Origin of the sequence: Kribbella sp. NPDC051952 (assembly GCF_040680855.1) — a bacterium.
Classification (GTDB): domain Bacteria; phylum Actinomycetota; class Actinomycetes; order Propionibacteriales; family Kribbellaceae; genus Kribbella.
In genome coordinates this window covers 219873-230991 of the sequence record NZ_JBFAXQ010000011.1, presented here as the reverse complement: position 1 = coordinate 230991, position 11119 = coordinate 219873, and the positions used below count along the sequence as shown (strand labels likewise).

Genomic DNA, 11119 nt, shown 5'->3' with positions numbered 1-11119 from the left:
ATGCTCAAGCCTTATGTCCACCTCATGCGTCGTCCCGGCGCCGGCGCTTTCTTCGCCGCCGGGATCCTCGGGCGTATGCCGATCTCGATGCTCGGCCTCGGCATCGTCATCCTGATCGCCCGCGAGACCGGCTCGTACGGACTGGCCGGTGCGATCTCCGGCGTCGGCGTGATCGCCGGCGCGGTGACCGGCCCGATCCAGGGCCGGCTGGTCGACCGCTTCGGCCAGCGGACGCTGTTGCTGATCGGTTCGGCTGTCTGCACGGTCGCACTCGCCGTACTGCTCGTCGCGGTGCGTGCCGACGCGCCGACCTGGGTCCTCTACATCCTCTCGTTCGTTGCCGGTGGCACCCGTCCGCAGGTCGGCTCGTTCGTCCGGGCCCGCTGGACGCATCTGCTCGGCCGCGGCCGGGCACTGCAGACCGCCTTCGCACTCGAGGCGGTCGGCGACGAGGTCGTCTTCGTCGTCGGTCCGGTCGTCGTCACCGCCCTGGCCACCCAGGTAAGTCCGTACGCCGCCCTGTCCGCGGCCGGCGTACTGGGACTGGCCGGTGGGATCTGGCTGGCGTTGCTGCGGGCCTCGGACCCGCCCGGCCGGGGCAAGTCCGACGGCAAGGAGCAGGCGCCACTCCCCTGGGTCTCGATCCTGCTGCTCAGCCTGATCGGTCTGGGGCTCGGCGCGACGCTCGGTGGTGCCGAGGTGGTCACGGTCGCGTTCACCACCGAGAAGGGCCAGGCCGGTCTGTCTGGCGTCGTACTGGCCATCTGGGCGTTCGGCAGCCTGTTGGCCGGCCTTTGGTACGGCTCGGTGCACTGGCGCGCTCCGGTCGAGCGCCGGCTGCTGTTCGGGACTATGGTGCTCGCGATCAGCCTGGCGCCACTCCCCTGGGTCAACAGCGTTTGGCTGCTCGGCGTGGTCCTGTTCTGCTGCGGCCTCACCATCGCGCCGACCATGGTCGCGGTGACCGCGTGCATCGAGGAGTGGGTGCCGCCGCAGCGCCTGACCGAGGCGATCACCTGGACCGTCACCGGCATGCTGCTCGGCGTCGCGCCCGGCAACGCCGCCTCCGGTCACGCCGTGGACGTGTGGGGTCCGTCCACTGCCTACTGGGTGCCGTTCTCGATCGGCATCGCCTGTGCGCTGGTCGCCGCGGTCTCCACCACCTTTGCTCGACCCAAGACCCGCTTCGCCCACAACTAGGCTTGTATCTCCGGTGAGGGGAGGTGTGAGGGTGTGGGCATGGACCACTCGATCGGTGCGGTAGCGCGGCTGGCCGGGGTGTCGGTGAAGACGGTGCGGTACTACTCCGACCAGGGGCTGTTGGCATCACGCCGTACGGCTGCCGGTCATCGCCGGTACGACGCGGACGCGGTGGCGCGGCTCGAGCTCATCCGGACGTTGCGGGCGCTCGGCATCGAGCTGGCGACCGTGCGAGCGGTGCTGGAGCGCGAGCGGACGCTGGCCGACGTACTCACCGCGCATGCCGAGGCTGTCGCGCTGCGGATCCGCACTCTGCGGCTGCAGCAGGCCGTGCTTTCGGTGGCCGCGCATCGTCACTCGACCCCGGAGGAGCTTGAACTCATGCATGACCTGACTGCCCAGTCCGAGTCGGAACGGAGTGCGCTGATCGCCGACTTCCTGTCGTCGACGATTGGGGACGACCCCGCCTTCGCTGCCGTCCGGCAGAACCTGACGCCGGTTCTTCCCGAGGACGCTTCGCCCGTGCAGCTCGAGGCGTGGCTGGAGTTGGCCGCGTTGGCGCAGGATGAGGACTTCCGGGCCGCGCTACGTCGGTTGGCGGTGGGCTACCAGGCACTCGCGGGGGACGCGCCGCTGCGGCAGGATCCGGAGTATCGCGCCCGGATGCTGAAGCTTCGTCGTACCGAGGCGGATCCGCGTTGGCCTCGATACCTGGACTTGCTTGCCGACATCAACGGGTGGTCACGGCAGGCGGGGTAGCGGGGCGTTCCAGCCGCGGCGGATCGCGAGCAGGCGGATGGCGAAGCAGGCGACGGCCGCGGCGATCGGGACCCACAAAGCGTCGTACTTCAACGCCGCGGCGACGACCACGATGCCGGCGCCGAGGAAGGCCGGGGTGGCGTAGATCTCGGATCTCAGTACGACGGGGACGCGGCCGCTGAGGATGTCGCGGATCACGCCGCCGCCGATCCCGGAGATCGTGCCGAGCAGGGCGGCCGGGAGCGGCGACAGGCCGTACTCGGTCGCCTTCAGCGCGCCGGTGACCGTGAACAGCGCGAGCCCGGCGGCGTCGAAGATGTTCACCAGCCGCTCGACCCGGCCGATCCCCGGATGCAGGAAGAACGTGAGCAACCCGGCTACGACCGGTACCACGAGGTAACGCCAGTCCCTGAGCGCGGCGGGCGGAGTGTCGCCGATCAGCACGTCCCGGAGGAACCCACCGCCGAGCCCGGTCACGAGCGCGAGCACCTGGATGCCGAACACGTCCAGCTTCTTCCGTACGCCGACCAGCGCACCGGTGATCCCGAACACGAAGATCCCCACCAGATCCAGCACATGCAAAGCCGTCACCCCCGCACGCTAAACCACCAGCGCCCCGGACCCCGGCAGCCCTATCGTCTGTGGACATGACCGGAGCGCCCGAAGTCGACTACACGGCCACCTCACTGCGGCCGGACTGGACCACGCTCCCGGCCGAACTCCACGAGGCCCTGGCCGTTGCCCTAGGCACCGAGATCACCCGGGTAGGCCCATCCGTCGGCTCCGGCTTCACCGGCGGCTTCGCAGCCCCCGCCCACCTGGCCGACGGCCGCAAAGTCTTCATCAAAGCCGCCGACGAATCCATGCACGCCCACCACGCCTACCAACGCGAGGCAGAGGTAGTCCCCCAGCTCCCACCCGCGATCAAGATCCCGCCCATAGTCGGCACCGCGCACACACCTGAATGGTTTGCGGTGGTTTCTGAGTGGGTGGACGCGCGAATGCCGGGCAACCCGTGGACCGCGGCGGACTTCGCGGTGGTGACCGCAAACTGTGAACTGGTCGCCGAGGCGATGGACCCATGTCCACTGGCCGACCTGCAACCGTTCCTCGACGACCTAGGCGAAGGCGGCCCTCTCGAAACGCCGGCCCGGATCATCGCCGGCGACCTCCCCATGCCCACCGGCCTACAACCCTGGGCGCGAGATGTCCTCCCCCACCTGGTCGACCTGATCCAGCTAGCCCCTGAAGCCTTCGCCGGCGACTCGGCCATCCACGGCGACCTGCGCCCCGACAACCTCCTGATCGACACCACCGGCACCTGCTGGACGGTCGACTGGAACTGGCTGGCCCTCGGCCCACGCTGGATGGACTGGATCGGCCTGCTCCCGATGGCCCACCACCACGGCATCGACACCTTCGCCGCGATCCGCCGCAGCCCGCTCACAGCCGACGTACCCGGCGATTACCTCGACGCCTACAACGCAGCCATCGCCGCCTACATGCTGCACAACGCGGACGCACCACCCCCACCAGGCTGTACGCCGGCCCTCCGCGAACACCAGCGGCTCTTCGCCTGGACCTTCCTCGACTGGCTCAAAACGCGCCGCGGCTGGTGAGACGACTTACCGTGGAGGCATGAACAAAGGGCCGACCACGAGGTTCAAGGTCGAGGTGCTGGATGGCGACCGTACGTCCCGTCGCGAAGACGTCGTCGTCACCGAGGAGCCGCTGGAGCTCCGGCTGGAGTGGCCAGGCCGACCACCCGAGCCGCTGGTCGTGACCATGCGCACCCCAGGCTCCGACTTCGAGCTGGCCGCCGGCTTCTGCCTCGGCGAAGGTTTCGCGGTCCGCCCCGACGCGATCCGGACCGTTGCCTACTGCACGGACGTGAAGCTCACCCGCGAGCAGCAGTTCAACACCGTCACGGTCACCTTCGACGGCCCACCCGACCGCGAACCACCCCAGCGGTACGGCGTCACCTCGGCAGCCTGCGGTGTCTGCGGCCAGCAAAGCCTCGACGAACTGGCCGAACGCGACTACGACCCCGTCGACCCGGTCGAGGCGCCGGTAGACGTCGTACGCCGACTCCCCGACCTGCTCCGCGAGGCCCAGCCGACCTTCAGCCGCACCGGCGGCCTGCACGCCGCCGGCCTCTTCACCACCGACGGCCGTAAGGTAGTCGTCAAGGAAGACGTCGGCCGCCACAACGCCGTAGACAAGGTCGTCGGCTGGACCGTCCTCAACAACCACTCCCGCCAGGGCCTGGTCCTCGCCGTCAGCGGCCGAGCCGGCTACGAAATCATCCAGAAGGCAGTAGCCGCCGGTATCGGCATGATCGTCGCCGTAGGCGCGCCCTCAAGCCTCGCAGTCGACCTGGCCCGCCGCTTCAACGTAACCCTCGCCGGCTTCACCCGAGGCACCCGCTGCGTCCTCTACAGCGCCCCCGAACGGATCATCCGTCCAGTTTGATGAAGGTGGCCTTCGGGACGTATTCGTAGCGGTCGGGCATGCAGGTGAGGATGATGACCTGGCCGTGGTCGCCGGCTCGGCCGAGGAGGGCGCCCATGTCGCGGAGGCGGGCCTTGTCGGACCAGCCGAGGGCGTCGTCGAAGATGACCGGGACGCTGCCTTCGCCGGTGCTGACCAGGTGGCTGATGGCGAGGCGGGTGATGATCGCGAGCTGCTCCTGAGCGCCGGTCGACAACGCCGCAACGGGTAGCCGGATGCCGTCCATCTCCCGCTCGGCGACCGCGAGGTCGTCGTCCAGCCAGACCCGGAACGACGGGCCGTACACGCTGCGCCCCAGGGACTCGATCCGGCTCTGCAGCGGCTCGGAGTACTTCGTCTGCGCCTCGGCCCGGTGCCGGCTCAGCGTCTCGTACACCCGCCGCGCCGCTTCGGCCCGACGCAGCAGGCTCTCGTGTTCCGTGCGTACGGCGGCCAACTCCAGGTCGGCCACATCGCGCCGGGTCGCTAGGCCGTCCCGCCCGGACTGCTCGAGCCGGCCCTCGGTCGTCCGCAACGCGTCGCGCAACGTGTCCCGCTCGTCCTGCAGCCGCTTCGCCACCGACAGCGCGTCCGCCAACTCACCCGCGACCTGGTCGGCCCCAGCCTCGTCCGCCTGCTCCTGTACGGCGGTCAGCTCCTCGAGTACGCCCTCGACCTCGGTCGTCGCCTCGCCCTCAGCAACCGCCACCGCCTCGTCGTCCAGGATCGCCCGGGCCGCATCCAAGGCCTCAACCGCGGCGGTCAACCGCTCCCCCGCCAGCTCGGACCGTGCCCGCGCGTTCTGCGCCTCGGACCGATCCTCGTCCGCCGCCTTCCGCGCCTGCGCCGCCGCGAACTCCGCATCCGCCAGCAACCGCTCGGCCTCGGCCAGCCCGTCGCGCGCCTCCTCCAGCGCCCGCTGCGCGGCGTCCAGATCGTTCGGCGCCGGCGCCGGTAGCTCGAAGTCGTCGAACAGCGTGTCGAGCGGCGAGGCGAACTCCTCGAACAGCGACATCTGCCCAGGCACGCCCTCGACGGCCGACTGCTTCCCGTCGGACTCTTCGGCGTCCTCATCCGCACCAAGCCGCGCAGTCAGTACGGCGATCCGTTCGCCCGGATCACCACCAGCCGTCAGCGACTTCTCGGTACGGCGAGCCTCGTGCAACTCGGCCGACGCCGTATCCGCCTTCCGCAGCAACTCCCGCGCGGCCGCGACATCCTTCACCCCCGCCTTCTTCAGCAGGTCCTTCTCACGACGTACGGCGTCATCCACCCGCGACCGCAGTGTCGCGGCCTCGCCACCGGCCCGAACCGTCACCTCGACCTGCCCAGGTACGCCGACCACCAGCTCACCAGCGACCAGTACCTCAGTGGACTCGTCGAATCCCAGCTCGGCCGGCACCTCACCGTCCAGCCCGGTCCCCGACAACTCGACCGGCTCCGCCCCAAGCCGCCGTACCAGGACCTCCGGTACGCCGGCAGCCAGCGCGGCTCGTGCTTCGACGACCGCTGCGCGTGCGTCCTCCAAGGCGGCGACCAGTGCGTCGTCGACCTTGATCCGGTCCAGGATCGTCCCGGCCGCGGCGATCCGCGCGCGGACGTCGATCAGCTCGGCCTGCTGCCCGAGCAGCCGGTCGAGCTCGGCCTGATCCATCAGCTCGGAGACCTTGCGCTCCGCCTCCTGCACATCCGTACGGCGAAGGTCCTTGAGCTCGACCACCTCCGCGAGCGCGGTCTCGGCCGCCTGCACCATCTCGGCCGCGGTCTTCGCGACGAGCTCGGCATCGGCCCGCCGCTCGGCCAGCTCGGTGTCGAACTTGGTGAACCGCTCGACCTCGTCGAGCAGGCGCTCCCGCTCGATTCGGGTCCGGGTGTGGTTCTCGAGCCGGGCCCGCGCGGTCTCGGCGCGGTGCTTGACCGAGTCGCGGCGGAGCAGGATCTCGTCGGTTGCCTTCTTGCGCTCCCGCAGCTCCTCGACCGACTTCAGATGCTCGGTCGACCGGCCGTCGACGTCGGCGAGATCCAAGGTCAGCCGCTCGGCCCGGCGGATGTCCTGCTGGACCTCCTCCATCGCCTTCAACGCCTGGGCCGCAGCGAGCTCAGCACCTGCCACGGACTTCTCGGACCGCGCGAAGTCACCGGTCGCCCGGCCGCCGCGGGTCCAGTAGCGCAGGTACTCGTGCTCGACGGCCATCACCAGCGGCATCGACGCACCATCGACCGGCGTACCCGATTCGGCGGTCACCGCGGTGATCAGCGGCTCTGCGTCGGCCGGCGTTGGCAGCACCAACGACTGACCCTGGCTGACCATCAACGTCTGCCACAGCACCGGGTCGACGTGCTGGTGGAACAGCCGCTCGGCCTCGTTGTGCGCCTCACGACCGGTGTAGGTCTGCCGACGGCCATTGGGGTCGACGATGGCCAGCTCGGTGGAACGGTTCTTCAGCCAGCGTTTGGTGTAGGTGAGTTCGTGGCCGCCTAGGGTCAGCTCGACGGTGACCTCCGGGCCGACGTCCTGGCCGACCGGCTGGATGTCGCGGATCCGGGTCGACTTGGAGTCGTCCGGCAGGTCGAACACCAGCCCGAACGCCTCGACCAGGCTGGACTTGCCGACCTCGTTGTCGCCGACCACGACGGTGGTCCCGAGCGCGGGGAACCGAACACTACGGTCCTTGACGCCGCGGAAGTCCCGCAGCGCCAAGTTGTGCAGCCTCATCCCGCGTCCCGCGCCAATCTGTGCATCAACGACAGCGCCGCACCCGCACCCTCGTCGCCACCGGCCAGCGCCTGCCGCAACTCCTCCATCGCGGCCCGGGCCGGACCGCTCAGCTGCAACGCGTCGAGGTCCGCGGCGTCCGGTGCCGGCCGCACGGTCCAGAACTTGGCCCACCGCTCGACACTCGCGAACACCTCACCCTGCGCGTCGATCATCGCGTCGAGCCGGCTCAGCAGCGGAAGCGCCAGCGAACCGTCACCGGCGAGCCGGACGTACGTCCGCTCCTTCTCCGGCAACTCCGCGAACCAGTCCTCCAACGCGACGAGCGACTCCTCGTCGAACAACTCGACCCGATGGTCGACCATGTGCCACGCGCCGACCCGCACCGGCTCGACCGCGATGCCGTCGCCGATCGTCACCTTCAGCACGTTCCCCGGCGCGTCCTCCTCGGGCGACGTGACCTCCTGCGTCCCGGAGAACCAGATCCGATCGGTGACGCGCGTCGTCGAGTGCCGATCGCCGAGACCGACGTACTGCAGCCGCCCGTCCGCGACGGCCGCTTCCAGCGCGGTCTGATCGATCGTCGGTACGTCGGACATCCCGCCGGAGAGACTGGTCAGCTGGCCATGCGCCAGCAGGATCCTCGTCGTACCAGCGGCAACCGGTGTGAGCTCGGCGTACCCAGGTGCGGCCGGATCCGACAGCGGCCGGCGCGAACGCCAGGGCGCCCCGACGATCTCGACCCCCGGCACGATCTCCAGCGGCGTGCTGTCGGTCACCACGGTCACGTGCGACGGCGCGTGGGCCTGCCACTGACTCGAGGTCCAGAGCGAACCGGGCTCGAGCGCGTCGTGGTTGCCGGGCAGCAGGACAACCGGGACCGGGATCCGCTTCAGCGCTTCACAAGCTCGCAAGATCGTCTGGCGCTCGACCTGGTTGTGCTCGAACACGTCCCCGGTGACGACCACGAACGCCGCGCCTGTCTGCTCAGCGACCTCGCCGATCCGCGCGACAGCGTCCAGCCGCGCCTGACCCCACCGGGCCTGGCCGTCCGGCCCCAGGAACCGGCGCATCATCCCCAGCTGCCAGTCCGAACTGTGCAGAAACGTGATCGACTCGTCCATCGCGCTGAGAACGCTAACCTGCCCTGCCGACAACCGCACACCCAACACACCCCAAGCCCCACACCGCCCACACTCCGGACACGCTCAGGAGACTCCCCGGGGTGAGAAGGTCGGAGGATGGAGACGGAGCGACTGCGGCTGGGGAGGTTCACGGCCGAGGACGTCGACCTGCTGGTGGAGCTCGACTCGGATCCCGAGGTGATGCGGTTCCTGACCGGGCAGCCGACATCGCGGGCGGAGATCGAGGGCGTCGTCCTGCCGGAGATTCTCGCGGTGTACGCCGAACATCCGGAGCTCGGGACGTTCAAGGCGGAGGACGAGACCGGCTTCGTCGGGTGGTTCGGGATGCAGCCGACCAAGGACCCGGCAACGGTGGATCTCGGCTATCGGCTGAAGCGAACCGCATGGGGCAACGGGTATGCGACCGAGGGCACGGTGGCATTGATCGAAGAGGCGTTCACCGAGCTCGGGATGGAGTGGGTGGTCGCGGACACGATGGCGGTGAACCATCGGTCCCGGGCGGTGATGCGGCGGTCGGGACTACGGTTCGCCCGGCTCTACCACGAGTACTTCGAGGATCCGTTGCCCGGAACCGAGTTCGGCGAGGTCGAGTACGCGCTCGACCGGCAGACCTGGGAGGCTGGGCGACGTGCCTGACGATTCCCGGTCGTACGCCGTACTCGACATCGACGCGACGCTTTCCGACACGAGCCAGCGGATCCACTTCCTCGACAAGAAGCCGAAGGATTGGGATTCGTTCTTCGCGCATGCCAAAGAGGATGCGGTCCTCGACGAAGGGTTGGCGGTCGCGACGACGCTGGCGGCCGAGCACGAGATCGTCTACCTGACCGGCCGCCCCGAGCGGCTGCGCCGGGACACGGTCAAGTGGCTGAAGGACAACGGCTTCCCGGACGGCAAGCTCTACATGCGCGGCAACACCGACCGTCGCCCGTCCGTGCTGATGAAGCTCGGCCGGCTCAAGCGGCTGGCCGAGTCCCGGCCGGTCGCCGTCCTGGTCGACGACGACGTGCAGGTCTGCGCGGCCGCCGAGAAGGCCGGCTACACAGTGATGAGGGCCGACTGGGGACTCGATGCCGAGACCCAGCCGACCCTCTTCGAGGCCCAGGAAAAAGAGGGCCGTACGTAACCGACGTTCTACTTGCTCAGCCCGACGATCAGCTGGTTCGGGTACGGCGGGTAGGACGACAGGTAGAAGTTCTGCACCTTCGACCCGTGCAGGAACGCGTTGCGGGCGTAGACGAGCGGGACGATCGGCGCGTCGGCCATGATCTGCTTGTCCACCGCGCCCCACATCCCGGCCGCCTTGGTCAGGTCCGACTCGGCCGTGGCCGCGGCGATCGCCGAGTCCACCGCCGGGTTGGAGTACCGGGAGATGTTGTACCCACCGTTGCCGGCCTCCGAGGACGCGAACAGCGGCTGGATGTTGCCCAGCGCACTCGGGTAGTCCGGCAGCCAGCTCGACACGGTCAGGTCGAAGTCCGGCTTGTTCCCGGTGATCAGGTCGGTCAGCGGCTCGGAGTCGAGCGGCTTGATCGTGACCGTGATCCCGGCCCGCTTCAGACCCTGCTGGATCGCCTGCGCGACGCCCAGTCCGGTCGTGTTGTCGGCGGCGAGCACCAGGTTGAGGTTGCTCACGCCGGCGGCGGCGAGCATCTGCTTGGCCTTGTCCGGGTCACCCGCGGGCGGCGCCTCGTACAGGTCGTACTTGTTGTAGCCCTCGATCCCCGGCGTGATCAGCGTCGACGCGATCTCGCCGCCGAACTCGGGTCCACCCTCGGCGACCTGGACGGCCTGCTTGTCGACGGCGTACTCGATCGCCTTGCGTACGGCGGGATTGGCCAGCGCCGGGCGCTTCGTGTTCATCGCCAGGTACTCGAGCGCACCCGACGGGGACGTGGCGACGCGGGCCTTGACGGCCGGGTTGCCGGTCACGGTCGGGATCAGCGCGGCCGGGACCGAGGTGCCGGTGGTGGCGGCGAACTTGTCGTCACCCGCATCGGCGATCAGGCGCTGGTTGACCACGTCGGGCTGCAGGCCCATGTCGAGCACGATCGCGTCCGGCAGACCGGTCCGGGCCGGGTCGGAGGACTTGTCCCAGTTGGGGTTGCGCTCCAGCTCGAGCTTCGAGCCCGGTGCGTACGACTTCACCTGGTACGGCCCGCTGGCCATCGGCTTCTCGCCGTAGTGCGCCGGGTCGGTGTCGGCCTTCTTCGGCACCGGCGAGAACGCCGGCATGCTGACGATCCACGGCCAGTCACCGAACGGCTTGTTCAGCTTGAAGATGACCGTCGTGTCGTCCGGGGTCTCGATCGAGGCCAGGTCGCCGCCCTTGTACGGGCCGGTGTACTTGTCCCCGCCGACCAGCAGCGACTTGTGGTACCCGAGGCCGCCGGACAGCTCCGGGGCGAACGACCGCTCGACGCCGTACTTGATGTCAGCGGCAACGATCGGCGATCCGTCGGCGTACTTCAGGCCCGGCTTCAGCTTGAAGGTCCAGGTCTTGCCGCCGTCGCTGACCTTGCCGGTGTCGGCGGCCAGGTCCGGGACCAGCTCGGCCGCCTTGTTCGGGTCGGTCTTCCACGAGGTCAGGCCGCGCAGCACCAGGTGGATCGAGCTGATCCCCAGGTTCTGGCTCTTGGCCGGGTCGAGGCTGATCTCCTTGCTGGTGGTCAGGATGTGCCAGGTCCCGCCGGTTTCCGCGGCCGCGGTGCTGCCACCGCCGGATGCGGTCTTGTCGTTGGCGTTGCAGGCGGCCGCCGCCAGCACCAACGCGGCCGCTACCGCGACCGCTCGGGTTAGGTGTTTCATC

At 69.3% G+C, this 11119-nt stretch carries 10 protein-coding genes; 6 read left to right on the top strand and 4 right to left on the bottom strand.

From position 1 onward, the window contains the following. Both AB0L70_RS21950 and AB0L70_RS21945 read left to right on the top strand, forming a co-directional pair. Nucleotides 1-1200, top strand: a complete 1200-nt coding sequence (locus AB0L70_RS21950; protein WP_363686856.1) for an MFS transporter — start codon at nt 1-3, stop codon at nt 1198-1200. Between the two features lie 39 nt (nt 1201-1239). Next, complete coding sequence (locus tag AB0L70_RS21945; RefSeq protein WP_363686854.1) at nt 1240-1959, top strand: MerR family transcriptional regulator; 720 nt, start codon at nt 1240-1242, stop codon at nt 1957-1959. Here AB0L70_RS21945 and AB0L70_RS21940 read toward each other — a convergent pair. Then, nucleotides 1942-2541 carry a trimeric intracellular cation channel family protein gene (locus AB0L70_RS21940; protein WP_363686912.1) on the bottom strand — a complete coding sequence of 200 codons (600 nt, stop codon included), beginning with the start codon at nt 2539-2541 and terminating at the stop codon, nt 1942-1944. The genes AB0L70_RS21945 and AB0L70_RS21940 overlap by 18 nt on opposite strands. A gap of 65 nt (nt 2542-2606) precedes the next feature. Between AB0L70_RS21940 and AB0L70_RS21935 the strand changes: the two genes are divergently transcribed. Together AB0L70_RS21935 and fdhD are read left to right on the top strand one after the other, a co-directional pair. Continuing rightward, complete coding sequence (locus tag AB0L70_RS21935; protein WP_363686852.1) at nt 2607-3578, top strand: phosphotransferase; 972 nt, start codon at nt 2607-2609, stop codon at nt 3576-3578. Nucleotides 3579-3597: 19 nt separating this feature from the next. Continuing rightward, nucleotides 3598-4431 (top strand): formate dehydrogenase accessory sulfurtransferase FdhD, encoded by an 834-nt coding sequence (gene fdhD / locus AB0L70_RS21930; RefSeq protein WP_363686850.1) that lies wholly within the window; start codon nt 3598-3600, stop codon nt 4429-4431. On the opposite strand, the gene AB0L70_RS21925 is transcribed toward fdhD, so the two are convergent. Both AB0L70_RS21925 and AB0L70_RS21920 read right to left on the bottom strand, forming a co-directional pair. Then, entirely contained in the window at nt 4415-7165 is a 2751-nt protein-coding gene (locus AB0L70_RS21925) for an AAA family ATPase (RefSeq protein ID WP_363686848.1), read from the bottom strand. The two genes, fdhD and AB0L70_RS21925, sit on opposite strands and share 17 nt — an antisense overlap. Beyond that, complete coding sequence (locus AB0L70_RS21920; RefSeq protein WP_363686846.1) at nt 7162-8289, bottom strand: metallophosphoesterase; 1128 nt, start codon at nt 8287-8289, stop codon at nt 7162-7164. The genes AB0L70_RS21925 and AB0L70_RS21920 overlap by 4 nt, the downstream gene beginning before the upstream one ends. A gap of 117 nt (nt 8290-8406) precedes the next feature. On the opposite strand from AB0L70_RS21920, the gene AB0L70_RS21915 reads away from it, so the two are divergent. Further along, nucleotides 8407-8946: a GNAT family N-acetyltransferase gene (locus tag AB0L70_RS21915; RefSeq protein WP_363686844.1), complete on the top strand. Its 540-nt coding sequence runs from the start codon at nt 8407-8409 to the stop codon at nt 8944-8946. Next, complete coding sequence (locus AB0L70_RS21910; RefSeq protein ID WP_363686842.1) at nt 8939-9436, top strand: HAD family acid phosphatase; 498 nt, start codon at nt 8939-8941, stop codon at nt 9434-9436. Before AB0L70_RS21915 ends, AB0L70_RS21910 begins: the two co-directional genes overlap by 8 nt. Before the next feature lie 8 nt (nt 9437-9444). On the opposite strand, the gene AB0L70_RS21905 is transcribed toward AB0L70_RS21910, so the two are convergent. Next, entirely contained in the window at nt 9445-11118 is a 1674-nt protein-coding gene (locus tag AB0L70_RS21905; RefSeq protein ID WP_363686840.1) for an ABC transporter substrate-binding protein, read from the bottom strand. Between the last annotated feature and the right edge of the window lies 1 nt (nt 11119).